21 protein-coding genes are annotated in these 25,469 nt (G+C 60.4%); 10 read left to right on the top strand and 11 right to left on the bottom strand.

Annotated features, from left to right (window positions below; all coding sequences use genetic code 11):
* Positions 1-38 precede the first annotated feature (38 nt).
* The 5 genes from JOE39_RS10125 to JOE39_RS10105 all read left to right on the top strand — a co-directional run bounded on the left by JOE39_RS10125 (position 39) and on the right by JOE39_RS10105 (position 6,949).
* Positions 39-1,616: a sugar ABC transporter ATP-binding protein gene (locus JOE39_RS10125; protein WP_024662809.1), complete on the top strand. Its 1,578-nt coding sequence runs from the start codon at positions 39-41 to the stop codon at positions 1,614-1,616.
* 47 nt (positions 1,617-1,663) lie between these two features.
* Entirely contained in the window at positions 1,664-2,689 is a 1,026-nt protein-coding gene (locus JOE39_RS10120) for an ABC transporter permease (RefSeq protein WP_003370536.1), read from the top strand.
* A gap of 302 nt (positions 2,690-2,991) precedes the next feature.
* Positions 2,992-3,396 carry a TraR/DksA C4-type zinc finger protein gene (locus JOE39_RS10115; protein ID WP_002554078.1) on the top strand — a complete coding sequence of 135 codons (405 nt, stop codon included), beginning with the start codon at positions 2,992-2,994 and terminating at the stop codon, positions 3,394-3,396.
* 192 nt (positions 3,397-3,588) lie between these two features.
* Entirely contained in the window at positions 3,589-5,193 is a 1,605-nt protein-coding gene (locus tag JOE39_RS10110; RefSeq protein ID WP_210077401.1) for a methyl-accepting chemotaxis protein, read from the top strand.
* Between the two features lie 271 nt (positions 5,194-5,464).
* Positions 5,465-6,949 (top strand): DUF2235 domain-containing protein, encoded by a 1,485-nt coding sequence (locus JOE39_RS10105; protein ID WP_210077402.1) that lies wholly within the window; start codon positions 5,465-5,467, stop codon positions 6,947-6,949.
* A gap of 19 nt (positions 6,950-6,968) precedes the next feature.
* Here JOE39_RS10105 and JOE39_RS10100 read toward each other — a convergent pair whose 3' ends face one another.
* Positions 6,969-7,208: a DUF2789 domain-containing protein gene (locus tag JOE39_RS10100; RefSeq protein WP_003315766.1), complete on the bottom strand. Its 240-nt coding sequence runs from the start codon at positions 7,206-7,208 to the stop codon at positions 6,969-6,971.
* Between the two features lie 443 nt (positions 7,209-7,651).
* On the opposite strand from JOE39_RS10100, the gene JOE39_RS10095 reads away from it, so the two are divergent.
* A complete protein-coding gene (locus tag JOE39_RS10095) occupies positions 7,652-8,119 on the top strand; it encodes a hypothetical protein (protein WP_003349255.1) in 468 nt (155 codons plus the stop codon).
* Positions 8,120-8,137: 18 nt separating this feature from the next.
* On the opposite strand, the gene JOE39_RS10090 is transcribed toward JOE39_RS10095, so the two are convergent.
* The 7 genes from JOE39_RS10090 to JOE39_RS10060 form a co-directional block, all read right to left on the bottom strand.
* Entirely contained in the window at positions 8,138-8,518 is a 381-nt protein-coding gene (locus JOE39_RS10090) for a Na+/H+ antiporter subunit G (RefSeq protein WP_003391671.1), read from the bottom strand.
* The gene (locus tag JOE39_RS10085; RefSeq protein ID WP_002554071.1) at positions 8,515-8,793 is read right to left on the bottom strand and encodes a K+/H+ antiporter subunit F; all 279 of its coding nucleotides are present in this window, start codon (positions 8,791-8,793) and stop codon (positions 8,515-8,517) included. Before JOE39_RS10085 ends, JOE39_RS10090 begins: the two co-directional genes overlap by 4 nt.
* Positions 8,790-9,278 (bottom strand): Na+/H+ antiporter subunit E, encoded by a 489-nt coding sequence (locus JOE39_RS10080; RefSeq protein ID WP_003319342.1) that lies wholly within the window; start codon positions 9,276-9,278, stop codon positions 8,790-8,792. The genes JOE39_RS10085 and JOE39_RS10080 overlap by 4 nt, the downstream gene beginning before the upstream one ends.
* On the bottom strand, positions 9,275-10,960 hold the full coding sequence (locus JOE39_RS10075; RefSeq protein WP_003427086.1) for a monovalent cation/H+ antiporter subunit D: 1,686 nt from the start codon (positions 10,958-10,960) through the stop codon (positions 9,275-9,277). The genes JOE39_RS10080 and JOE39_RS10075 overlap by 4 nt, the downstream gene beginning before the upstream one ends.
* The gene (locus JOE39_RS10070; protein ID WP_002554068.1) at positions 10,957-11,301 is read right to left on the bottom strand and encodes a Na+/H+ antiporter subunit C; all 345 of its coding nucleotides are present in this window, start codon (positions 11,299-11,301) and stop codon (positions 10,957-10,959) included. Before JOE39_RS10070 ends, JOE39_RS10075 begins: the two co-directional genes overlap by 4 nt.
* Complete coding sequence (locus JOE39_RS10065) at positions 11,301-14,219, bottom strand: monovalent cation/H+ antiporter subunit A (protein ID WP_024692196.1); 2,919 nt, start codon at positions 14,217-14,219, stop codon at positions 11,301-11,303. The genes JOE39_RS10070 and JOE39_RS10065 overlap by 1 nt, the downstream gene beginning before the upstream one ends.
* A 194-nt stretch (positions 14,220-14,413) precedes the next feature.
* Positions 14,414-15,349 carry a DMT family transporter gene (locus JOE39_RS10060; RefSeq protein ID WP_003391675.1) on the bottom strand — a complete coding sequence of 312 codons (936 nt, stop codon included), beginning with the start codon at positions 15,347-15,349 and terminating at the stop codon, positions 14,414-14,416.
* Positions 15,350-15,460: 111 nt separating this feature from the next.
* Here JOE39_RS10060 and JOE39_RS10055 point away from each other — a divergent pair, with 111 nt between their 5' ends.
* Together JOE39_RS10055 and JOE39_RS10050 are read left to right on the top strand one after the other, a co-directional pair.
* Positions 15,461-16,030 (top strand): XRE family transcriptional regulator, encoded by a 570-nt coding sequence (locus tag JOE39_RS10055; protein WP_003427076.1) that lies wholly within the window; start codon positions 15,461-15,463, stop codon positions 16,028-16,030.
* Between the two features lie 41 nt (positions 16,031-16,071).
* Complete coding sequence (locus JOE39_RS10050) at positions 16,072-17,475, top strand: FAD/NAD(P)-binding protein (RefSeq protein WP_096133139.1); 1,404 nt, start codon at positions 16,072-16,074, stop codon at positions 17,473-17,475.
* A gap of 152 nt (positions 17,476-17,627) precedes the next feature.
* On the opposite strand, the gene JOE39_RS10045 is transcribed toward JOE39_RS10050, so the two are convergent.
* Positions 17,628-18,734: a sigma-54 dependent transcriptional regulator gene (locus JOE39_RS10045; protein WP_003391680.1), complete on the bottom strand. Its 1,107-nt coding sequence runs from the start codon at positions 18,732-18,734 to the stop codon at positions 17,628-17,630.
* The gene (ssuD, locus tag JOE39_RS10040) at positions 18,734-19,873 is read right to left on the bottom strand and encodes an FMNH2-dependent alkanesulfonate monooxygenase (RefSeq protein ID WP_003407645.1); all 1,140 of its coding nucleotides are present in this window, start codon (positions 19,871-19,873) and stop codon (positions 18,734-18,736) included. Before ssuD ends, JOE39_RS10045 begins: the two co-directional genes overlap by 1 nt.
* Positions 19,874-20,261: 388 nt before the next feature.
* Between ssuD and JOE39_RS10035 the strand changes: the two genes are divergently transcribed.
* Both JOE39_RS10035 and ligD read left to right on the top strand, forming a co-directional pair.
* Positions 20,262-21,167: a Ku protein gene (locus JOE39_RS10035; RefSeq protein WP_134943253.1), complete on the top strand. Its 906-nt coding sequence runs from the start codon at positions 20,262-20,264 to the stop codon at positions 21,165-21,167.
* Between the two features lie 20 nt (positions 21,168-21,187).
* Positions 21,188-23,791: a DNA ligase D gene (gene ligD, locus JOE39_RS10030; protein ID WP_210077404.1), complete on the top strand. Its 2,604-nt coding sequence runs from the start codon at positions 21,188-21,190 to the stop codon at positions 23,789-23,791.
* 84 nt (positions 23,792-23,875) lie between these two features.
* Here ligD and pssA read toward each other — a convergent pair whose 3' ends face one another.
* The gene (gene pssA, locus JOE39_RS10025; RefSeq protein WP_003391687.1) at positions 23,876-25,219 is read right to left on the bottom strand and encodes a CDP-diacylglycerol--serine O-phosphatidyltransferase; all 1,344 of its coding nucleotides are present in this window, start codon (positions 25,217-25,219) and stop codon (positions 23,876-23,878) included.
* Between the last annotated feature and the right edge of the window lie 250 nt (positions 25,220-25,469).

Below are 25,469 nucleotides of genomic sequence, written 5' to 3'. Positions count from 1 at the left end.
ATGCTCTGCCGCAGCCTGCCGCTTGAGGAGTTGTGATCATGTTCGGTTCTGCTACTGCCAATCCGCCCGAGCAACGCGATCTGCCGTCCGGCGACGGGGATGGCGGGGCGCCTGACGCCCAGGCCCCGTATCTGCTGGAAATCAGCCATGTCACCAAGGGCTTTCCTGGCGTGGTTGCGCTCAATGATGTGCAACTGCGTGTTCGCCCTGGCAGCGTGCTGGCGCTGATGGGCGAGAACGGAGCCGGAAAATCTACCCTGATGAAAATCATTGCGGGCATCTATCAGCCGGACGCGGGCGAAATCCGTCTGCGTGGCAAGCCGGTCCGCTTCGAGACGCCTCTTTCAGCGTTGCAGGCAGGCATCGCCATGATCCATCAGGAACTGAACCTGATGCCGTTCATGAGCATTGCCGAGAACATCTGGATCGGTCGCGAGCAGCTCAACGGCCTGCACATGGTCGATCACCGCGAGATGCATCGCTGCACTGCCGAGCTGCTGGAGCGCCTGCGCATCAAGCTCGATCCCGAGGAACTGGTCGGCACGCTGAGCATCGCCGAGCGGCAGATGGTGGAGATTGCCAAGGCCGTGTCATACAACTCGGACGTGCTGATCATGGACGAACCGACCTCGGCCATCACCGAAACCGAAGTCGCTCACCTGTTCTCGATCATCAGCGACCTGCGTGCCCAGGGCAAAGGCATCATTTACATCACCCACAAGATGAACGAAGTCTTCGAGATCGCCGACGAAGTGGCGGTGTTCCGCGACGGTGCCTACATCGGTCTGCAGCGTGCTGAAAGCATGGATGGCGACAGTCTGATCACCATGATGGTGGGCCGGGAACTGACCCAGTTGTTCCCCGAAAGGGAGAAACCGGCAGGCGATGTGCTGCTGTCCGTCAACCGGCTGAGCCTGAACGGCATTTTCAAGGATGTGAGCTTCGACCTGCGTGCCGGGGAGGTGCTTGGCATTGCCGGGCTGATGGGTTCCGGACGCACCAATGTAGCCGAGACGCTGTTTGGCATAACCCCCAGCGATAGCGGCGAGGTGCGCTTCGATGGCAAGACGGTGCACATCGGCGATCCACATCAGGCCATCGAACTGGGTTTTGCGCTACTCACGGAGGACCGCAAATTGACTGGTCTGTTTCCATGCCTGTCGGTGATGGAAAACATGGAGATGGCCGTGCTGGACAACTATGCCGGCAACGGTTTCGTGCAACAGAAGGCCTTGCGCGCCCTGTGCGAAGACATGTGCAAAAAGCTTCGGGTCAAGACGCCGTCACTGGAGCAGTGCATCGACACATTATCCGGAGGTAACCAGCAGAAGGCGCTGCTGGCGCGCTGGCTGATGACCAACCCCAAGGTACTGATTCTGGATGAGCCGACGCGCGGTATCGACGTGGGTGCCAAGGTAGAAATCTACCGGCTGATCTCCCTGCTGGCCAGTGAGGGCATGGCGGTCATCATGATTTCCTCTGAGCTGCCGGAGGTGCTTGGCATGAGTGACCGGGTCATGGTCATGCACGAAGGCGAAATGATGGGCATCCTTGATCGCAGTGAAGCGACCCAGGAAAAAGTCATGCATCTGGCCTCCGGCCACAAGGTTCATTGAGTTCGCACTACAGGGCTCGGTAGAAGAAGAACAAGAGGATAACGAACATGAGCGACGCGATTCTGCAAAATAAACCGGCCATGACGCCGACCAGAAGCAAACGGCGGCTGCCCACCGAACTGAGCATCTTTCTGGTGCTGATCGGCATCGGCCTGATCTTTGAACTGTTCGGCTGGATCGTCCGTGATCAGAGCTTCCTGCTCAATTCCCAGCGTCTGGTACTGATGATCCTGCAGGTGTCGATCATCGGCTTGCTGGCCATCGGCGTGACCCAAGTGATCATCACCACCGGCATCGATCTCTCCTCCGGCTCGGTGCTTGCGCTTTCAGCGATGATTGCCGCGAGCCTGGCTCAGACTTCCGACTTCTCCCGGGCGGTGTTTCCGTCGCTGACCGACCTGCCGGTGTGGATTCCGGTCGTTGTCGGTCTCGGCGTCGGGCTGCTGGCGGGCGCCATCAATGGCAGCATCATTGCCATAACCGGTATTCCGCCGTTCATTGCCACGCTGGGCATGATGGTCTCTGCGCGCGGCCTTGCACGCTTCTACACCGAAGGTCAGCCGGTCAGCATGCTCTCCGACTCGTACACGGCCATTGGCCAGGGCGCGATGCCGGTGATCATCTTCCTGGTGGTGGCGGTCATCTTTCACATAGCCCTGCGTTACACCAAGTACGGCAAGTACACCTACGCCATTGGCGGCAACATGCAGGCGGCACGCACCTCGGGGATCAACGTCAAGCGCCATCTGGTCATCGTCTACAGCATCGCCGGGCTGCTGGCCGGGCTGGCGGGTGTGGTTGCCTCGGCGCGAGCGGCAACCGGGCAGGCCGGGATGGGCATGTCCTACGAACTGGACGCCATCGCCGCTGCGGTCATCGGCGGCACTAGCCTTTCCGGAGGGGTTGGGCGGATTACCGGTACGGTTATCGGTGCGCTGATCCTCGGCGTGATGGCCAGCGGTTTCACCTTTGTTGGTGTAGACGCCTATGTTCAGGACATTATCAAAGGCTTGATCATTGTCGTGGCCGTGGTAATCGATCAATATCGCAACAAGCGCAAGACCAAGCGCTGATTCCATCACCTGCATCAAAGGGCCTTTCAAGGCCCTTTTGTGCGTTGGAGTTTGCAGGAACCGATTCGTTGTCAGTGGGTCAGAGCCTCATCAAGCAACCTGCTGGTCAGGTCTTTCGCCCGCACTTGAAGGGTTTTAAGGTATTTGCTGTACAAAAATCCTTCAATTGTGTTGCCGAGCCCGCTAGCCGGCCTTAGACTGCCGCCCCTCGTAAATTGAGTGCCAGGTGGCGCTTGGAGATTATTGGTTTGTACGGCAACGTCAGGCCGCTCCTCAATGCACGTTTTTTTATAGAGAAATAAATGACAAAGGAAAAGTTGCTGGCCATGCCGGCCGATGACTACATGAACGCCGAGCAGCACGCTTTCTTCGTCGAGCTGTTGCAGGGCATGAAGGTCGAGATCCATGAGCGTATCGAGCAGAGCCGCATTGCGATCGAGAGCCTGGACACGCCTGCCGATCCGGCTGACGCTGCTTCGGTCGAAGAAGAGCGTCACTGGCTGGTCAACGTGATCGATCGCGACCAGCGCATGCTGCCACAGTTGGAAATGGCCCTTTCGCGTATTGCCGATGACACCTTCGGCTGGTGCGACGACAGCGGCGAGCCAATCGGCCTCAAGCGCCTGCTGATCAGCCCGACCACCAAGTATTGCATCGAAGCGCAAGAGCGCCACGAGCAGATCGACAAGCACCAGCGCCAGGCCTGATAGACAGGTAACAGCGGCTGAGTGTCCAGACCGGGAGGCAAGCAATTGCCTCCCGGTTTTGTTGTGCCCGGAATTTGTCGAAAACGCGTTGACGTCCATCGCCCGGTCGCTACGACCAACAGCGCATGGCACAAGGCCGTTATCTGGCGTTTAATAGCGCCATAACGACAATGACAGACGGGGTGACGCAACATGGCCGACAACCTATCCATGGCAGCCGGATTACCGCTGGCCGATACGCCCGACGCTGCATCGAGGTGGTGGGTGCCGGCGGTGCAAAGCGTGGTCCTGTGCCTGCTGCTCGCCGCCATGAGCGTTGCAGGCCTGTCGCTGTATGTCGTCGTTCCGCTGGCGTTGCTGGTGGTCTGGTTGCCGCGCCTGGTGCGCAGCAGGCAAGCGCTTCCAGGCAGCGCGGTGGGCGACAGCGATATCGCCTTGCTGACCCGCGATCTGTCGCGCACCACCAGTCATAACGCGCTGTCCGCGGCCCAGGTGGCCTTTTCGGTCGGGCAACTGGCTGGCAAGGTGCAGTCGCAACTGGGGGCTGCCGAACAGATCGTCAGCAGTGCCGAACAGATGATCGCCACCGAGCAACAGACAGCCCAGTTGAGTCAGCAGGCATTGGTTGCCGCCAGCGAGGCGCGGCAGCGCAGCGAATCGGGCAGCAGCGTGCTGAATGAGTCCATCGAACGCATGCACCGCCTGAGCAAGCGTGCCGTCGGCAGCCGTGAGCTGATCGAGGCACTCAGCCAGCGCAGTGAAGAGATCCAGCGTGTGACGCTGGTCATTCAGTCGATTGCCAGCCAGACCAACCTGCTGGCGCTCAACGCCGCCATCGAAGCGGCGCGGGCTGGCGAGCACGGACGCGGTTTTGCGGTGGTTGCCGACGAAGTCCGTGGTCTCGCCGGTCGCACTGCCAGTGCCACCGGGGAGGTCGGGCAGATGGTGGCGGATATCCAGCAGCGCACCGCACAAGTCGTGGAGCAGATTCGTGAGCTGTCGTCCGATCTGGATGTGGGTGTCGAGCAGGTCGAGCTGACCGGCGAGCACCTGGGCAATATCGCCCGGCTTGCGGTCGAACTGGAAAGCCAGGTCGGCGAAATCGCGCAGGGGGCGAGGAGCAATCAGGACCAGTTGGCGAGCCTGTTCGACGCTGTCGAGCACATGCGCAGTGATCTTTCTGTCAGCGATGAGCAGACCCGGCAACTGGCCAAGTCCGCAGTGCAGATGGAGGGGCAGGCCGAGACTATCAGTCAGCGCCTGGCGCAGGTCGGTCTGGATGAATACCACCAACGCATTTACGACCTGGCTCGTGAAGGCGCGCGAATGATCAGCGAAAAATTCGAGGCCGATATCGAACAGGGACGCGTCAGCCTTGATGACCTGTTCGACCGCAATTACAAACCCGTCGCCAATACTTCACCCACTCGCTTTACAACACGTTTCGACCGTTATACCGATAAGGTATTGCCAGCACTGCAAGAACCGCTGCTGTCGCGCCACGAAGGTCTGGTATTTGCCATCGCCTGTACCCAGCAAGGCTATGTGCCGACGCACAACAACGCCTTCAGTCAGCCTTTGACAGGCGATGCCACGGCGGATAATGCGCACAATCGGAGCAAGCGCAAGTTCGATGACCGTACCGGCATTCGCTGTGGCAGCCACCAACAGCCGGTCCTGCTGCAAACCTACACGCGAGACACCGGTGAACTGATGCACGACCTGTCCGTGCCGATCCTGGTCAACGGCCGACATTGGGGCGGCCTGCGCTTGGGGTACAGGCCGCAAGGCCGCTGAGACGCGTAACCGATCATTCAGGCCGGCAAAAGGGCTGGCCTGTTAGTTGGTTTTTTCAAAGAAATAACTAATCAGCAAAGTTGCTGGCGCGTGTGTAGGTTTTTAGTTGAAGGTAATAAAGTCATGGCGATAGAAGTTGTAGGAGCTGTCTGAAAACGTGCAACATGGCTTGACTGCTCACTGTCTTTAAGCAAGCTGTTTAAATCAACGTTATTTACGTTTTGATTTAAGCGCAGCCTTTTCATGGCTTGCCTCTAGGGACGGAAGTGTTATGAGCGATAAACGGAGTTTTCAACAGTCGGCAGCCCTTTCAGATGTGGTGACACGGCGCGTCACGGCGCGGGTAGGGATTTTCTTCGATGGGACGGGAAATAATCGCGTCAATAGTCAGATCGGAGCCGACTGCCAGGCATTGATGGAGATCAATGAGGGGCAGCATATTAAAGCGTGCGCGGGTCGTCATGTTCAGCCTGGCAGTAGTTACAGTAATGATCCAAGCAATATAGCCAGACTGGTCGATATCTACCGTCTGCAATCTGTTGCCGAAAATGACGGTGAAGGCCTGAAGGTGTATTACCCGATCTATGTAAGCGGGGCCGGCACCACCTCCGGTGGACGTGATTCGGTATGGCCGGGGCAGAGTTTCGGTCGCGGGGCCACCGGTGTGATCTCCAAGGTGGAAAACGCATTCAAAAAGCTGGAATCGGTATTGAAAGCGTTTCCCCGCGACAACCCGGATTGTGTGCTCGAAGCGCTGGAACTGGACGTGTTCGGCTTCAGCCGAGGTGCAGCGTCGGCCAGGCATCTGGTCAATGAAATACTCAAGCAGCGTTCGGGCATGCTCGAGCCGATACTTGAAAGCCGCAAGGCCAGGCTGAGCGACAGTTTCAGCTGGAGCAACGGCAGCGTACGGCTCAAGGTAATCGGTCTGTTCGATACCGTTGCAGCCATCGGCAGCTTCAAGGACATGGGCAATACCCGCGATGCGAGCAACAGGAGAGTCAATCTTTACCTGCCTCCGGGGTGTGCGCAGCAGGTGTTGCATCTGGTGGCCCGCGATGAGTCACGGCGCAACTTTGCGCTGAACAGCGTTCGGCCCGTGTGGCCCAGGGAAATCGTTCTGCCCGGTGCACATTCCGATATCGGTGGGGGTTACCCTCCACAGATGGAGGAAAGCGTATTGCTCACGCGTCCCCGCAGCAGTGTGGTCAGCCGTGGCAGCCCGTGCGAGGAGGCACCAAGCTGGAAGGAGGCACAGGCTGAATTGAACCGAATGAACCGCGATCACTGGATCGACCCGCTCGATAGTCAGGCCTGGCTGAGGGTTCAGGCTTGCGAGAGCAAGTGTTATCCGTGCAGGAAAAGCCTGAATGGCATGAGTACAGTTGTTGCCGCAGTGGGGATAGGCCGCCAGGTATTTGGCCACCTGTCGAGAGTATCGTTGCTGGTGATGCACACACTGGCGTGTGATGAGGGCGTGCCTTTCAATCCGGTGCCACTGACCCCCGAATTCCAGTTGCCTCCCGAGCTCGAGAACATCTCTACCCGGTTGATCGACTATGCGCGAGGCGGGCCTTACCTGCTGGACAGTCATGAAGAGGCATTGCTACGCTGGCGCTATATCCATCAGTCTGCGCACTGGAATGCAGTGGTCGGCAGAGTGGGTACATTAGGCGACGCTGTTTTCGTCCACGCACCCCAGTCAGGCGGCCGGATATTGCATCCCAATATCGGCCAGCCCGGTTATCCGCAATAGGCCTCAACGCCCGAGTGGCTCACTCGGGCTTTTTGTGAAGACGCACGTTCAGTTCGTCGACCACCATCGCCCATTCGGCATCTTCGTGCAGCTGCTCCTTGAGAAAGTCAGACTGACGCGGCGTCCAGAACTCTGCGTCGATCAGCTTGACGTCGTCGGGCAGAGGATGGCTGGCGATAAACTTTTCGATGCTCTCATCATCGGAGTCCAGCGCCAATTGGGCGAACAGGTCGTTGATGGTAGTTGTAGTCTGTTCCATGTCATCTCCTCGCCGGGGGTTATCCCCGTATTCATCAGTTCTTATGGGAGTAGTGGGCACAGGCAAGAGTTCGATGCATTTGGCTGTGCAGGAAAAGATGGCTTTTTCTACAGCGGCTATAAATGATATGTTTCTGCTATCGCAGGACGCACACATTGCAGGCTGGAACCCGTCCAGCCTTTGCGCCGTGCCCGGGCTGACCTTTATTTTCGGGGCCCCAGCGCTTGCGCGACACTGCTGTGTACAAAAGGTATATATCCCGTAGCTGCCATGAGCCGGTAGAATCCGCCACCCGCCTGCACAAGGTTTGCGGCGGCGCTGTCTGCGCTTCTGCGTGCAGCATGCCGGAAAATTTCCGGCCACATGAAGCGGTCTATGGATGAATCACTTTTTCGACTGCCCTGACATCAGGCAGCCTCATTTCATGTTTGAGGGTTTGTACTTTGGCTGTAAGTAATCTGGATACCCATGCCTTGTTCGTGCTCGGCGACCTCCGCGCACAATTGGTCAAGCAGTTTCAATCCCGTTTTGTCTACATCACCGAGCAATCAGCCGAAGGCATCTATATCGCCGAAATCGACACCGAAAGCGCATTGGTCGTCGACGACAAACCTCGCCTTGAGCTCAAGGTGGGCGACCATTTCCGCGCGTCTGTTCTGCCCAGCCGCGAGGGCGGCAAGCTCGAATTGAAATTCCGCGAAATCAAGACCACCGTGTACGGGCTGGGCGAATATGCCTTCGTCGACGTCCCCGAAGGTCACGGTATCGTGTTCAAGGAAGGTCAGACCGTGTTCATGGTTTTCGCTGCGAAAGAGCAATTGCAGATCGGCATGAGCAAGCTTCTCAAAGGCGCCGTCGGCAAGGCTGCCAAATGGCGCAAGGGCGAGCTGACGTTCAAGGCCAGCGAGTAACACTGGCCAGACATTGATTCAGCCGCCTGCCGATTCTCCGTTGCCGGTACCGCTGCTGACCTCCGCGGGCACGTCGTCACCGGCCATGCGCTTGCGGAACAGCGCCGTTCGCGCCAGCAACAGCGTAGTCACCGGTACCGTGATCGCCAGCAATACCGGGATCAGCCAGGCGTGGATCACTGGCTCCGCCTTCAGCGCCGAAAAGTAGATGATCGACGCCAGCGCAACGCACCAGGCGCCCAGCGTCGACGCGAGGGCGGGTGGATGCATGCGCTGGAAAAAGTCCTTGAGGCGCAGCAGCCCGAGCGCGCCGGTCAAGGCGAACAGGCTGCTGGCGATCAGCAGCCCGGCGGTCAGTATTTCCACCCAGAAGGGTACTGTGTTCGGCAGTCCGGTCATTCGATCACTTCTCCGCGCAGCAGGAACTTGGCCAGAGCGAACGAGCCGACGAAGCCGAACAGGGCAATCAGCATGGCCGCTTCGAAATACGTGTCACTGGCGTAGCGAATGCCAAGCACCAGCATCATCAGCATGGCAATGATGTACAGATAGTCCAGCGCCAGTACCCGGTCCTGGGCCGAAGGCCCCTTGAGCAGGCGCAGCAGGGTGATCACCATCGCCAAGGCGAAGATCAGCAGGCTGATCAGGATGGCGTTGTCGAGCAGTGCACTCATTGAAAGATCTCCATCAACGGTCGCTCATAGGTGGTTTTGAAGTGCTCGATGAATTGCGCTTCGTCCTCCAGATCGAAGACATGCATCAGCAGCACGCTGCGATCCAGTGCCAGCTCCGACCACACCGTTCCGGGGACTACCGTGGTGACCATCGCCAGCGCGGCGAGGCCGTGAGCGTTGTGCAGGTCCAGTGGAATGCGCACGAAGGCCGAGCGTGGCGGACGGCTTTCGAGCCGCCAGACGCTCAGGCCGACCTGCACGTTGGAGACCACCACGTCGCGTCCCACCCGCCATAGAAACTTCAGGATCGTGCCGGGTTTGCGAATACGCACCGGCAGCGGGCGCAAAGGAGCCATCAACAGCGGCGCGAGAAAACCCAGCACCGCGCCCAGCAGCAGGTGACCGGGGCTGATCGACAGGTTCAATACCAGCCAAAGCAGCCAGAGTGCCAACGAGAGGAGAGGGGCGGGAAACAGGCGTTTCATGGCTGTCCCTCCGCATCGACTTCCTGGCTGGTTGGGCCCGGTATCGGGCGTGTGGCGAGCACTGACTGCACGTACTGCTTGGGCTCATGCAGCGCTGCAGCGGTGTCCTGGGTGTAGCGCAACAAGGGTTCGGCCTTGAAGGTCAGCGCGATACACAGACCCAGAAGAATGATGATCGGCAGGCATTCGTTGCGGCGCAGCATCGGCGAAGGACGCTCGTGTGGCGTCCAGAAACGTTGCGTGCCGAGCCTTGAAAAAGCGATCAGCGACGCCAGTCCGGAAAAGATCAGCAGGCCGATCAGCATCCACGCCTGAGTGGAAAGCGCCTCATCCTTCGCGACGTCCAGGCCCAGCGGGTTCATCAGGGCGCTGATCAAGGTGAGCTTGCCGATGAACCCCGAGAGCGGCGGCATGCCGATGATCAGCAAGGCGCAGGCGATAAAACTCAGGCCCAGAAAAGCCATGGTCATGGGAATGACCTGACCGACCACGACCTTCTGTTCGTCGTCCAGGTTGGCGCCGGGCGGCGGATGCAGAGACTCCAGGGTACGAGGCAATTGGTCCACGTCGTATTCCAGAGGGATCTCGTTGGCCGAGCGGGAGCGTTCGATCAGTTCGCCCAGCAGGAACATGGCGCTCAATGCCAGCGTCGAGCTGACCATGTAGAACAGCGCGCCCGAGGTCAGGCTCGGTTGGGCGAAGCCAACGGCGGACAGCAGAATGCCTGCTGACACCAGTATGCTCAGGCTGGCGAGTCGTTCCAGGCGCTGGGCGGCGATGATGGCGATGGCTGCGGTGAAAATCGTCGCCATGCCGCCGTAGATCAGCCAGTCGCCGCCGAAGAAGGCCGACGCACCGGCCTGACCGGAAAACAGCAGGGTCCACAGGCGCAGCAGGGTGTAGACCCCCACTTTGGTCATGATCGCAAACATCGCCGCCACCGGCGCGCTGGCTGCCGAATAGGCGGGAACCAGCCAGAAGTTCAGCGGCCACATGCCAGCCTTGGCCAGGAACGCCGTGGCCAGAATTGCAGCCCCCGCGTGCAGCAGGCCCAGATCGGACTCCGCTACCTGCGGGATCTTGATGGCCAGGTCGGCGAAGTTCAGCGTGCCGGTCACCCCGTAAATCAACGCTGCACCGATCAGAAACAGCGACGACGCCAGCAGGTTGATCGAAATGTAATGCAGGCCCGTCGACACCCGTGCCCGGCCGGAGCCGTGCAGCATCAGGCCGTAGGACGCCGCGAGCAGTACTTCGAAGAACACGAACAGGTTGAACAGATCCGCAGTCAGGAACGCGCCGTACAGCCCCATGAGCTGGATCTGGAACAGCGCGTGGAAGCTGGCACCGGCCCTGTCCCAGCGAGCCAGCGCGAACAGCAGGGCGCAGACCCCGACAATCCCGGTCAGGACGAGCATCATCGCTGACAGGTGGTCGACCACCAGCACGATGCCGAACGGCACGCCCCAGTTGCCCGGCAGATAGACACCGATCGAGCCGCTGCTGCCGCTGTGTTGCACCCAGAGAAACAGCGCTACGGAAATGCCCAGCCCGAGGATGCTGGAAAACAGATTGATACGGCCCTTGAGCGGCCGGTGCTTTTCGCCCAGCCAGAGCATCAGCCCGGCGGTCAGCAGCGGCAGCAGGATGGGCGCGATGATTAGTTGGTTCATCCAGCTCATGCCTTGGGCTCCCGGCCATCTACATGGTCGGTGCCGGTCAGGCCCCTGGAGGCGAGCAAGACCACCAGAAACAGCGCGGTCATGGCGAAGCTGATGACAATCGCGGTCAGCACCAGCGCCTGTGGCAACGGATCAGTGTAATTGAGCAGGTCCTGAGGAATGCCGTCCTTGATGATCGGCTCTCTGCCGATGAACAGGCTGCCCATGCTGAAGATGAACAGGTTGACCCCGTACGACAACAGGCACAGCCCCATCACTACCTGGAAGGTACGTGGCCTGAGGATCAGCCAGACGCCCGAGGCGGCCAGTACACCGATGGCGATTGCAATGACTTCTTCCATCAGAGGATTCCTTGCGGGTTGGCGACAGGCTTGGGCAACTGCGTCGGCCGATGGCTGCGCACTGACTGGTGCGCCAGTGCGGTGAGAATCAGCAGCGTCGAGCCGACCACCACGGCGTACACGCCGACATCGAAGAACAGCGCGCTGGCAATGTGAATATCACCCAGGATCGGCAAATCGACATGGGCGGTGTGGGTGGTCATGAACGGATAACCCAGCGCCATCGAGCCTGCGCCAGTCAGAACCGCGCATAACAGGCCCGTGCCCATCCAGCGTAGCGGGCGCAGGCTCATTTGCGCCTCGACCCACTGGGTGCCTGCCACCATGTATTGCAGAATGAACGCCACCGACATCACCAGCCCGGCAACAAACCCGCCGCCAGGCTGGTTGTGGCCGCGGACGAACAGGTACATCGAAATGATGAAGGCAATCGGCAGCAGCAATCGAACCAGCGCTGCCGGAACCATCATGAAACCGAGCGCGGTATCGCTGGCGCTGCGCGGGTTGACCAGGTCCGTTACCACGTCACGGGCCAGCAGGCGCTGTTGTGCGGGCAGCAGAATGCTTTCCTTCGGTGGGCGGAAGCGTCGCAACAGGGCGAACACTGTCATGGCGACCGCCGCCAGCACAGTGATCTCGCCAAACGTATCGAAGCCGCGGAAATCCACCAGCATCACGTTGACCACGTTGGTGCCGCCGCCCTGGGGCAGCGCACGACTCAGGTAGAAGGACGAGATGGCGTTGGGCGTCTGGCGGGTCAGCATGGCGTAGGAGAGTATCGCCATGCCCAGTCCCACGAGCACCGCCAGGCCGAAGTCGCGGATGCGTCGGGTGCGGGCACGCAGGCGTGCGCTGAGCGGGGCGACGTCTTCATTGCGTCGCGGCAGCCAGCGCAAACCGAGCAGGATCAGCACGGTGGTCACCACCTCCACGACCAGTTGCGTCAGTGCCAGATCAGGGGCCGAGAACCAGACGAAGGTAATGCAGGTCATCAGCCCGCAGACGCTGACCATCACCAGTGCCGCCAAACGGTGATATTTACCCTGCCAGGCCGCGCCTATGGCGCAGGCAATCGCTATGAGCCACAGCGTGACAAACACTCCGGAACCCGGAATCTTCGGCCTGTCGCCCCAGGTCAGGCCGCTGAAATACATCGGAATGAAACCGCCCAGTACCGCCGCGAGCACCAGCAGAAACAGTTGCGGCTGCAGGCGGCGAGTGCTGACCTTGCGTTCGAAACGGCGTGCCCAGTGCATCATCACCACCTGACTGCGCTCGAAAAAGCGCTTGCCATTGAGACGTCCCACCAGCGGCGGGGCGGTGATGCGCTCGTGCTTGAGCGGCTTGCGCAGTAATAGATACAGAATGATACCGCCCGCCATTGCCACCAGGCTCATGACCATCGGCAGGTTCCAGCCGTGCCAGATCGCCAGGCTGTATTCGGGCAGTGTGCCACCGACCACCGGACGCGCAGCGGCGGCGAGCAGGGGCGCGACCGATTGCGCCGGGAAAATCCCCACCACCAGACACGTCAGCACCAGCAGTTCGACCGGCGCACGCATCCAGCGCGGCGGTTCGTGGGGCAAGTGCGGCAGATCCTTGGCCGCCGGACCGAAAAACACATCGACCGTGAAACGCAGCGAATAGGCAACGCTGAAGATCCCGGCGATGGTCGCGATCACCGGCAAGGCAATCTCGACCCAGGCAGTGGCGGAAATAAACACGGTTTCGGCAAAGAACATTTCCTTGGATAGAAAACCGTTGAGCAGCGGCACGCCGGCCATCGAGGCGCTGGCGACCATCGCCAGTGTCGCGGTGTAGGGCAGCAGCCTTACCAGACCACTGAGACGCCGGATATCGCGTGTTCCGCTCTCGTGGTCGATGATGCCAGCGGCCATGAACAGCGACGCCTTGAAGGTCGCGTGGTTGAGAATATGGAACACCGCAGCCACCGCAGCCAGCGGGCTGTTGAGGCCGAGCAGCAGGGTGATCAGGCCCAGGTGGCTGATGGTCGAATAGGCCAGCAGGCCCTTGAGGTCATTCTGAAAGATGGCCGCGTAGGCGCCGAGAATCAGCGTGCAGGCACCCGCGCCACTGACGATCCAGAACCATTGCTCGGTGCCGGACAGCGCCGGCCACATGCGCGCCATGAGAAACACCCCGGCCTTGACCATGGTCGCCGAGTGCAGATACGCCGACACCGGCGTGGGCGCGGCCATCGCATGCGGCAGCCAGAAATGGAACGGGAACTGGGCGCTTTTGGTCAGTGCGCCGATCAGAATCAGGGTCAGTAACACCGGGTACAGGGCGTGCGCACGAATCGCGTCACCGGAGGCCAGAACACGGTCCAGGTCGTAACTGCCTGCCACATGGCCGAGGATCATCATGCCGGCCAGCAGCGCCAGACCGCCCGCACCGGTAACCATCAGCGCCATGTACGCGCCGCGTCGGGCATCGGCCCGATGGTGCCAGTAGCCGATCAGCAGGAACGAGAACAGGCTGGTCAGCTCCCAGAAAAACACGATCTGAATCAGATTGCCGGACATCACCAGTCCGAGCATGGCGCCCATGAAGGCCAGGAAAAACGCAAAGAAGCGCGGCACCGGATCGTCAGGCGACATGTAATAACGCGCGTACAGCGAGACCAGCGCACCGATGCCCAGCACCAGCATCGAGAACAACCAGGCGAAGCCGTCGATGCGCAGAACGAAGTTCATGCCCAGGCTTGGCAGCCAGAAATACTCTTCACGAATCACGCCGCCGTCGGCGATCTGCGGGAACCACAAGGCCATCTGCACCGCGCCGATGAGGGCGATCAGACCGGCCAGAAACGATTCCGCATTACGCGCGTTGTGCGGCAAAAAGGCCGCCAGACAGCTGCCGATGAAAGGCAGAAGCAGTAGAACTATCAGGGACATAGGCTTCTAATCTGCAGGGGAATGTCAAGCATCATACGTGCCAGACACTCCGATACCAAAGGGACGGTTTCCGAAATTTCCTACAAAAAGTGTCTGCTTTTTTAATTCGGTAAATAATTACTTCTGATGCAGCGATATGTATTTGAAATAGCTTTGAAGAAGCAAGGTGTTTCATGGCTGGCAAAGCCCGCTGTTCACTCAGCTTTGCGCACGGCTTGTTCATTTCCCTCTTCGTCGACAATGCTCTGATCATCAGACGCCGAACGCCGCTTCATTTCGCTGACGATCACCCCGGCCACAATCAGTGCCGCGCCCAGCAGGGCGACGCCCGGCAAACGCTCGCCGGCGAGTCTTCCGACAATGCCGGCCCAGACCGGTTCACCGGCATAAATCACCGTGGCGCGGGTCGGCGAAACACTTTTCTGTGCCCAGTTCATGGCGATCTGGATCGCCGCACTCATGGTCCCAAGCCCCACAGCACTGAACACCAGCAACCAGGAAAAATCCGGCAAGTGTTCCTCGGTCGGGACGATCATCAGAAATGCCAGCGCCGATGCGGTAGCCAGTTGCACCACGGTGACTCGACGCACATCGACCTCACCGGCATAGGCACTGATCATGATGATCTCGGCGGCGATGGCCACTGTGCTGATCAGCGTCACGATCTCGCCGGAACTGAGTTGCAGGGAAGCGCCCTGCGGCCCGGCGACCAGCATCAGCCCGGTGAAGGCGAGGATGATGCCCAGTGTCGGCATCAACCCTGGTCGCCGGCCCAGTACCAGCCATTGCAACAAAGGTACGCAGGGTACGTAGAGCGCCGTGATGAACGCCGACTGACTGCTGGGGATGGTCTGCAGTCCGATCGTCTGCAGGCCATAACCGAGCATGATCGCGATGCCGATGAAGACGCCGGCCTTGAGCTCAAGAAAGGTAAGACCGCGCAGCACCTTCATTGAAAACAGCGCTACGATAAGCGCTGCGGCGGCAAAGCGCAGGCCGACGAAGAACATCGGCCCGCTGACGGTCATCGCATGCTGGACCAGTAGAAAGGTGCCTCCCCAGAGCATGGTGATCAGAATCAGTACGGCTTCTGCCTTGCTGATGCGGGGTGTGCGGCTGATAGACTTCATGTCAGCTCCGGATTCCTGTTAATTGCCATGCGCGCGGTGTGAGGCTGAACACCCTGACAGTGTCCTTGGGCTGGGCAGTATAATGCGCAACGGTTTGATGTGAGCACCAGCATGCACAAAGAAAATTCCCAGCGCCCTCCGGTGCTGCAGCACGTCAGCCAGAACGTACGGCGTCTGCGTAACAGTGCGGACCTCAGCCAGACGGCGCTGGCGGAAAAGTCCGGAGTCAGCCGGCGTATGCTGGTCGCTATCGAGGCCGGCGAGAAAAACGTCAGCCTGGCGACTCTGGACCGCGTGGCCGAAGCCCTGGAAGTGGCGTTCAGCGACCTGATCCAGGCCCCCGAAAATCACGATTACAGCCGCATCAACGAGCTGGCATGGGCCGGTACGATCGCCGGCAGCAAGGCGGTGCTGCTGGCCAGGGCCGTTGCCCGGCGCGAGGTGGAGTTGTGGGAGTTCTGTCTGCAGCCCGGGGACGCCTATGTCTCGGAGGCCGATCCCGATGGCTGGAGTGAACAGGTCTACGTCGTCGAAGGGCATCTGACGATACGTTTTTCCGACCCTGCGGCCACGCAGCAGATAGGAGCGGGCGAGTTCTTCATGTTCCCCAGCAATCAGCCGCACCGCTATTGCAACGATGCCGACGTGCCGCTGCGTTTCGTGCGTAACGTCGCGCTCTGACCTTCCGATTCTTTATCGCAACCCGACCGAGGCACTGTTCGATGACCGAAGATTCCCACCAGACGGCTGACATTCTGATCATCGGCGGCGGTCTGAGCGGGACCATGCTGGCGGCGCAACTGCTGCGCAGACCGGGCCAGCGGCGAATCCTGATCATCGAAACCCGTAGCGAACTCGGCAGGGGCGAGGCCTACAGTGCGACGGAGCCGGGCCATACACTCAATGGCAACGCTGCGCGGATGAGCGTCGATCCGGATAACCCGGATGACCTTACCCAATGGCTGACTGACTATCTGGCCGCTGGTGGCTGGCCTGAAGCCGCTGAGCAGAGGGTCCCGGTCGCCGAACTGTTTCCGCCGCGCGGGGTGTTCGGGCTTTACGTCCAGCAGCGGCTGCGTGAAGCCCGAAGCGCTGGCGAAGCCTTTGGCTCGACCGCCGTGCATGTGCCCGGCGAGGCAGTGGACCTGCAGGTCCATGAAGGTCGCGTCAGTGTCTCGCTGGCTGACGGTCGTATGCTGCGCGGCAGCCACGCCGTACTGGCGACCGGTATGTACGCGGCGTCACGCACCCCGCGACGTGATTCGAACGAGCTGAACACGGCTGCGCTGGATCCCTGGGATGTGGCGGTGATGAGAAAGCTCGATCCGCAGTCGAGTGTGCTGATCATCGGCTCGGGGCTGACCATGGTCGATGCGCTGGTCTCGCTGGAAACGGCCGGGCATCGTGGGCCCATCCAGATCTTTTCCCGGCACGGCCTGTTGCCGCATGTCCGGCGTCAGCCGCCGGAATGGTCTGATTTTCTCGCTCAGGACCCGAGTATCCGCAGTACTCGGCAACTGCTGCGCAAAGTGCGTGAACAGTGCGAGCTGGCCATCGAGAGCGGGATTGACTGGCAGGCACCGCTGGACACCGTGCGTGCCAATGTGGGCAGGCTGTGGAATCAGGCCAGCGATCAGCAGCGCCGCCAGTTCGTCCGTCATGTACGACCGTGGTGGGAGAGTCACCACCATCGCTCCCCGCCACCCAGCGCTGCGCTGCTTGCGCGGCTGATCAGGCAAGGGCGGTTGAGCATTGACGCTGCCTCGTTGCAGGGCGTGGCCAGTCTGCCGTCAGGTCAGGTACAGATCAGCGTGCGTCGGCGCGGTGAGAGTCAGCCGACGCAGATTACTGGTGATGCGTTAATCAACTCTACCGGCATCGAATACGACTGGCGACGCGTGGATCGCCCGTTGCCCCGGCAGTTGCTGGTTCGCGGTCTGATACAGCCCGGCCCGCTGGCACTCGGCATCGCCGCCGACGCCGCTGGCGCTGTGCTCGACGCACACGGTCAGTACTCGACACGCCTGTTCGCCATGGGCCCGCCATTACGCGGCATGTGGTGGGAAAGCACCGCAGTGACCGATGTAGCGATCCAGGCCAAGGCGCTGGCGATGCGTTTGTCGTAAAGCGCCGCTTGCTCAGAAGAGGACGCAGAGCGTCCGGAAACGCATACCCACGCGGAGCATGGGCACGATAGTGTTCTCCCGGACAGCGATCATTCCTCACGCTCCAGCGTGGGAATGCCGTTCGTGACGCTCTGCGTCATCGGTCTGAGTCTTCACACCGACAGATGCAGCATGCGGTCGCCCTGGACGTTTTCACCCGGTCTGCGTTTGTTGACCGCCAGTTCGCCAATCTTGATCAAGCGTGTGCGCGTGACGTTGCGGGTCAGGCCCAGCAGGCTGGCTGTGTGCACCTGGTTGTGGTGGCAGAAGCGATAGGCGGTTCTGAGCAACGTATCCTCGACCTTCTCGTGCAAGGCACCGGCCTGTTCTTCAAAGAGCTTTTGAAACGCCCGGTTGAGCAGTTGCTCGGCTGATTCGTCAGGCGGGTTCTGTTCATCCTGGCGCTCGATTCTAAGGTTGGACATGCGCAGGTCATCACGCTGAATAACGCCTTCACGGCACACCAGCAGGGTGTGATGGATGACGTTTTCCAGCTCGCGAATATTCCCCGGCCAGCTGTAGGTCTTGAGCTTGTGCTCGGCTTCTGGGCTGATCCGTACCGGACCATGCCGCAGCCGCTGGCTGTAGACCTCTATGAAATGCCGGGCCAAGGGCAGGATGTCGCCCGGCCGGTCGCGCAGCGGGCTCAATTCCAGATTGACCACGTCGAGCCGGTAATAAAGGTCTTCGCGAAAATGCCCGGCGTTGATGGCCTTTTCCAGCTGCACGTTGGTCGCTGCGAGGACCCTTACATCAATGGGCACGCTCTTGCGCGAGCCCAGACGCACCACTTCACGCTCCTGAAGCACGCGCAGCAATTTGACCTGCAGCGACATGGGCAGGTCGCCGATCTCATCGAGAAACAGTGTGCCGCCGTTGGCCTCTTCGAACCAGCCCGCCTTGGCGCTGATCGCTCCGGTGAACGCGCCTTTTTCGTGGCCGAACAACTCGGCCTCGATCAGGTTCTCGGAGAACGCGCCGCAGTTGACCGCCACGAACGGTTTGTCGCGGCGGGCGCTCAGTTCGTGGACGTGACGTGCGACCAGCTCCTTGCCGGTGCCGGTCTCGCCAATGATCAGCACGCTGGCATCACTGGGCGCAACCTGGCGTACGTGAGCGAGCAGGGCTCGGGACTTGGGGTCTTCGAACACCTGCGCAGTGGCCCTGATCGAGGTGGCCAGCGCAGGCGAGTGGGGTAAGGTCAGCAGTTGTCCGGACATCACTTGGCCTGCGGGGGCAGATCGTTGGCGATCATTTCGCCGAACGGGCCCGTCAGGTTGGTGATGCCGCGCCCTGCGAGGCTGGCGTAAGGCTCAGGCAGCAGCGGGAAGACCAGCTCGGCAAAGCGGTAAGCTTCTTCAAGATGCGGGTAACCCGAGAAAATGAAGCTCTCGATGCCCAGGTCGGCGTATTCCTTGATACGTGCCGCGACTTCTTCGGGATTGCCGACCAGCGCCGTGCCCGCTCCGCCGCGTACCAGGCCGACACCGGCCCACAGGTTGGGCGCGATCTCCAGGTTGTCGCGACGCCCGTCATGCAGTGCCGCCATGCGCCGCTGGCCTTCGGAATCAAAGCGCGAAAAGGACTTCTGCGCCGCAGCAATGGTGTCATCACTGATGTGTTCGATCAGTGTGCTGGCGGCTTTCCAGGCTTCTTCGCTGGTTTCGCGCACGATCACGTGCAGGCGAATGCCGAACTTAACGGTACGTCCCTTGCGCGCAGCGCGTTCACGCACATCGGCGAGCTTTTGCGCCACGGCTGCCGGAGGCTCACCCCAGGTCAGGTACACGTCCACCTGATCGGCCGCAAGGTCATGCGCCGCGTCGGAGGAACCACCGAAATACAGCGGCGGGTAGGGTTTTTGAATCGGCGGGTAAAGCGCTTTGGCGTTCTGCACGCGCAAGTGCTTGCCTTCGAAGTCGACCGCTTCACCCTGCAGGACGCGACGCCAGATTTTCAGAAATTCGTCGGTGACTTCATAACGCTCGCTGTGGTCGAGAAAGCTGCCATCGCCACGGTTTTCGTCCGGGTCGCCACCGGTCACCACGTTGATCAGCAGCCGGCCGCCGGACAGGCGATCCAGCGTGGCTGCCATGCGTGCCGAGACGGTCGGCGAGATAATCCCCGGACGGATCGCCACCAGATACCTCAGGCGCTCGGTCAGCGGCACCAGCGCCGAGGCGATGACCCATGAGTCTTCGCAGGAGCGACCGGTAGGGATCAATACGCCGTAATAACCCAGGTCATCGGCGGCCTGCGCTACCTGTTTCAAATAGTTGAGGGTGACGGGACGTGCGCCCTTTGTCGTGCCCAGATAATGGCCGTCGCCGTGAGTCGGAAGAAACCAGAAAACGTTCATGACAAATCCTTGGAAGTAATCAGCCAGATGGAAGCTGACGGGATCCGCTGTCGGTTGGCAGACACCTCACCAACAGCGTTCGGGGTGGGGCCATTTATAGAACGTCTTTTTTATTCCGCAAAAGAACGTTAAACCATATTTTTAGATCCTAAATGCATATGTCCTCCGCGACCCCGCTCACATCTCTGCGCCAGCCCTTTGAACACAAGGCTTTTGACGGTGGCAGAGCCCCGTCAATAAGGCGCCTGCCGAGCGCCGACGCGGTGAAAGTCTGGCATTCAGGGTAAAAAACGTTTCCGGTTGGGCAGGTTTCCCGGCGCTCGTCAGGCTGCCGAAACTTTTCTCCGACCGGCCCTGTCACTTTTCCAGGACCAACAGGAGTCAGACCATGGCAAGGGCAATCTGGAAGGGCGCAATCAGCTTCGGGCTGGTGCATATACCGGTCGCGTTGGTTTCGGCGACAACGTCGACCAGTGTCGACTTCGACTGGCTCGACAAACGCAGCATGGACCCGGTCGGCTACAAGCGAATCAACAAGGTCACCGGCAAGGAAGTCACCAGCGAAAACATCGTCAAGGGCGTGGCGTACGAGAAGGATCGCTATGTGGTGCTCAGCGAGGAGGAAATCCGTTCTGCGCACCCCAAGTCGACGCAGACCATCGACATATTCGCGTTCGTCGACAGCCAGCAGATCCCCTTGCAGAACATCGACACGCCTTATTTCCTGACCCCCGACAAGCGCGGCGAGAAAGTCTATGCGTTGCTACGCGAAACCCTGGTCGACACCAAAAAGGTCGCGCTGGCCAATGTTGTGCTGCATACCCGCGAACACCTCGCGGCGGTCATGCCACTGGAATCGGCGCTGGTGATGGTGATCCTGCGCTGGCCTGCCGACGTGCGTGAGCTGGATGCACTGGAACTGAGCGATGCGGTGACCGACGCCAAGTTGAATAAGAGCGAACGTGACATGGCCAAGCGGCTGGTCAAGGACATGAGCGCTGACTGGCAGCCTGAGCTGTATCGCGACACCTTTCAGGACAAGATCATGCACCTGGTCAAGACCAAGGCAGACGAAGGCGAGATCGAGGATGTCGAGACCGATCCGGCCGAGGAAGAGCGCAAGAGTGCCGATGTCATCGACCTCACCGACCTGCTGCGGCGCAGTCTGGCGGGCAAGGGCGGGGCGAGTAAAGGCAAGGCGAGCAAGCCTGCGGCGAAGGAAAAACCGGCCGAAAAGGACAGCCCCAGGCCAAAGCGGCCTGCCGCGCGCAAGAAAACCAGCAAAGCCTCTTGAGCCCTACGGAGTGACCGGTGATGGCCAAGCCCGCCAGTGAATACACCCGCAAGCGCAATTTCGACATCACTTCCGAGCCTGCGGAAAGCAAACGCAAGGGCAAAGGCAAGTCGCAGCCCGGTGCGCTTGGTTTCGTGATCCAGAAGCATGACGCACGTAACCTGCACTACGACTTTCGACTGGAGCTGGATGGCACGCTCAAGAGCTGGGCCGTGCCCAAAGGCCCCAGCCTGGACCCTACGCAAAAGCGTCTGGCAGTGCATGTCGAAGACCATCCGCTGGACTACGCCGGCTTCGAGGGCAGCATCCCGCAGGGTCAGTACGGTGGCGGTGATGTGATTGTCTGGGATCGGGGTGTCTGGCAGCCGCACGGCGATCCGCAAAAGACCTACGAGGACGGCAAACTCAAGTTCACTCTGGTCGGCGAGAAGCTCAGCGGTGACTGGGCGCTGGTGCGTACCCGGCTCAAGGGCAGCGGCAGCAAGGAGCAGTGGCTGCTGATCAAGGAAAAGGATGACATCGCGCGACCTGCTGCCGAATACGACATCACCCATGAGCAGCCGCAAAGCGTGATCAGTGGTGCTCATGTGGGCAAGCAACGCAGCGCCTCGAAAAAGTCCGGGGCCAGTGCTGCAAGCGGCAAAGCCAAGGCCGCCACATCAAAATCAAAAGCGCCGACGCCAGTTGCAAAGCCGACCCGCAGGAAAGCGAAAGCGGCTTTCCCGGATACGCTTTCGCCGCAACTGGCAACGCTGGTGGAAGCGCCGCCGGCCGGTGACTGGCTGTACGAAATCAAATTCGATGGCTACCGCATGCTGACCCGCATTCAGGGCGACGATGTGCGGCTGTTCACCCGCAACGGGCATGACTGGACCGAGCGGCTGCCGGAGCTGGTCAAGGCGCTCAAGGGCATGAAGCTGCGTGACAGTTGGTTCGACGGCGAAGTGGTGGTTCTCGATGAGCAGGGGCTGCCCGACTTCCAGGGCTTGCAGAATGCCTTCGACGCGGGGAACAGCAAGGACATTCTGTATTACCTGTTCGACATGCCGTTTCTGAGCGCGGAGGACCTGCGTGAAGTGCCGCTTGAGCAGCGTCGTGATGCCTTGAAACAAGTCCTCGACGCACAGAAAAGTTGCCTGTTGCGTTATTCGGATGCCTTTCAGGCGGGCCATCAGGACATTGTCGCGAGTGCTGCGGCAATGGGCCTGGAAGGGGTGATCGGCAAGCGTGCCGGCAGTGCGTACGTCAGTAAGCGCAATGCCGACTGGATCAAGCTCAAATGTCGCTTGCGACAGGAATTCGTGGTCGTCGGCTACACGGCGCCGCAGGGCAGCCGATCGGCATTCGGTGCCCTGTTGCTTGCGGTCAATGCCGGTGAGGACGGGCTGGTCTACGCCGGACGGGTCGGCACCGGGTTCACTGAAGTGACCCTTGAGCAACTGCATAAACAACTGAAGAAGTTGCAGCGCAAGGATTCACCGCTGGCCAAAAAGCTCTCCGCGTCCCAGGCCCGCGGCGTGCAGTGGGTGGAGCCGAAACTGGTCTGCGAAGCCGAGTTCGCCCAGTGGACCCGCGAAGGCATCGTGCGCCAGGCCGCCTTTGTCGGACTGCGCAGCGACAAGCCCGCCAAGGACGTGGTGCGTGAAGACGCTCAGCCTGCCAATGTGCCCAGCCAGGCACGAACCAAGACGGCAGCGCCCAAGGCGCGCAAAAAGGCCGCGCAGGGGAAAGTTGATGTGGCGGGCACCGGCATCAGTCATCCGGACCGCGTCATCGACAGCAAGACCGGCACCAGCAAAATCGAACTTGCGCAGTTTTACCAGTCCATCGCCGACTGGATTCTGCCCTACCTGAACAAGCGTCCCGTAGCCCTGCTGCGCTGTCCTGAGGGCATCGACGGTGAGCAGTTTTTCCAGAAGCATGCCGAGCATCTGGCGATCCCGCACATCAGGCAACTGGATCGTGCCCTGGACCCGGGGCATGCCGCGCTGATGGAAATAGATTCGGTGCAGGCGCTGGTCGGTGCTGCGCAAATGGGCGCCATCGAGCTGCATACCTGGGGCGCGACGCGTGACAGGATCGAAACGCCGGACCATTTCGTGCTGGACCTTGATCCCGATCCGGCACTGCCCTGGCGCAGCATGATCGAGGCCACACAAATGGTGCTCGCCGTGCTGGAAGAGCTGGGTCTGGAGGCCTTTCTCAAGACCAGCGGCGGCAAGGGCATGCACATCATCGTGCCGTTGGCGCGGCAGGCAGACTGGGACACCGTAAAGGCATTCGCCAAGGCCATCGCCGAGTTTGCCAGCCGTCAGTTGCCGGAACGCTTCACCGCCACCATGGGGCCGAAAAACCGCGTCGGAAAAATCTTCATCGATTACCTGCGCAACAGCCGCGGCGGCAGCACGGTGACCGCCTATTCAGTACGCGCCCGGCCCGGGTTGCCGGTCTCGGTGCCGATTGCGCTGGATGAGCTGGCGGGGCTGAAGTCGTCGGCACAGTGGGACATCACCAACCTTGAGCAGCGCTTGAAGCGGCTCAAGGACGACCCGTGGGCCGGTTACAGCAACCGGCGCAAGATCACGCAGAAGATGTGGAAACAACTGGGTGCGAAACGGCCTTGAAGCAAGGCCACTGTCCGGGTTTTGCAAGGGGATACGTGGCCGGCACGCCAAGCAATAGCTGACATGCCGGCCGCACGCTGGGGCTTAGAGAATCCGGTACAGCAGTCGCTCGACCCGCACGCGGCTGACACGCTTGAGAAACTTGCGCACGCCTTCGGGGTAGTTGGCCAGGGTGTCGAGCTCGTCATACTGGTTGACGCGCTGCGTGTTGCGCATCAAATGCGCGATTTCCGCTTCCCGTGGCTCGCTCCACTGACCCTTCGGATCGTCGATCAGCAAGGCGTTTTCCAGGTCCAGATTAAAGGCGCGAGGGTTCAGGTTGTTGCCGGTCAGCAGGGTATAACGCTGGTCGACCCAGATGCCTTTGAGGTGGAAGGTGTTATCGCCGTGTTTCCACAGGTGCACATTGAGGCGGTGCTGAGCGATTGCCTTCTGATGCTTGTGGGCAAAGCGCCGCAGGCTGATTTCATAGAGGTAGGGCAGGGCCGAGATCACCTTGAACGGCTCATCCGGATCGATGAAGAAGTCGTTGGCGGTCTTGTCGCCAATGATGATATCGACCTGTACGCCGCGCTTGAGCGCCCGGTTGATCTCGCGAGTGACGGCCACCGGCAGGTTGAAGTACGGCGTGCAGATGGTCAGCTGGATCTTGCTCGACGCGATCAGATCGCAGATGGCGCGGTTGAGATTGTTGCGCGGACCGACGCCAAGCAGCGGAATCACGCGCATGTCGCCGTTTTCCTTTTCGCCCGCCGAGGTGTCGTAGGTGGCGCGTTTCAGGTCGCCACGAAACGCGCGGATCTCGCTGCGCAAACTGCGCGAGCTGGGCGGCGATTGCAGATCGAGGCGGTGCACGGCCGGCGACGAAAGTATTTCCCGCTGCACCAGATTCTGGAAGGCGTCGGCCAGTGCCGCGTTTTCGATCAGGTGATAACGGTCCAGACGGTATTTGTCGAGCTTGTGCAGGTAGACGTTGTTGATGCTGGCGCCGCTGTAGATCACACAGTCGTCGATCACACTGCCCTTGAGGTGCAGCACGCCGAACAGTTCGCGGGTCTGCACCGGCACGCCGTAGATCGGCACTTCTTCATCGTATTCGAGGTTCTGCGCCTGATACCAGGTCGAGTTACCGGGCTGGCGTCCGGCACCGATCAGGCCGCGTTGCGCGCGAAACCAGTCGACCAGCACCACCACATCCAGCTCCGGCCTCGCGGATTTGGCGGCGTACAGCGCGTCGAGAATCTCTTGGCCGGCTTCATCCTGTTGCAGGTACAGCGCGATGATATAGATGCGCCGGGTGGCCGAAGCGATCTTTTCCAGCAGGCAGCGTCGATAGTCTGCGGCAGAAGGAACAATGGAGATTGCATCGCTCTGCAAGGCAAAACCACGAAGTGCTGCCAGGGTCGAGCGTCGGAAAGTGGACTGCATAGGCCTCTCGATGGGAAAACCAATAGCCTGTGAGCTTACACGACAGTCGGCCTCCTGTGGCTGTCGCCAACCTGTTTCAAAGCATTGCGGAACGCCACGGGACGCCATGTGCGCTGATTTTTCATGATGCAGCGCCGGAACGAACCGCATCACGTTGCTGACTTATCATCTTCTATGCACAAACAAATGATAAGCATTACCAGTAACATCTGATATCATTTCGCATTCACCCGATCGGTGATGTCCAGGA

This window comes from Pseudomonas sp. PvP100 (assembly GCF_017833055.1).
GTDB lineage: Bacteria > Pseudomonadota > Gammaproteobacteria > Pseudomonadales > Pseudomonadaceae > Aquipseudomonas > Aquipseudomonas syringae.
This window is presented reverse-complemented; position numbering and strand designations above follow the sequence as displayed.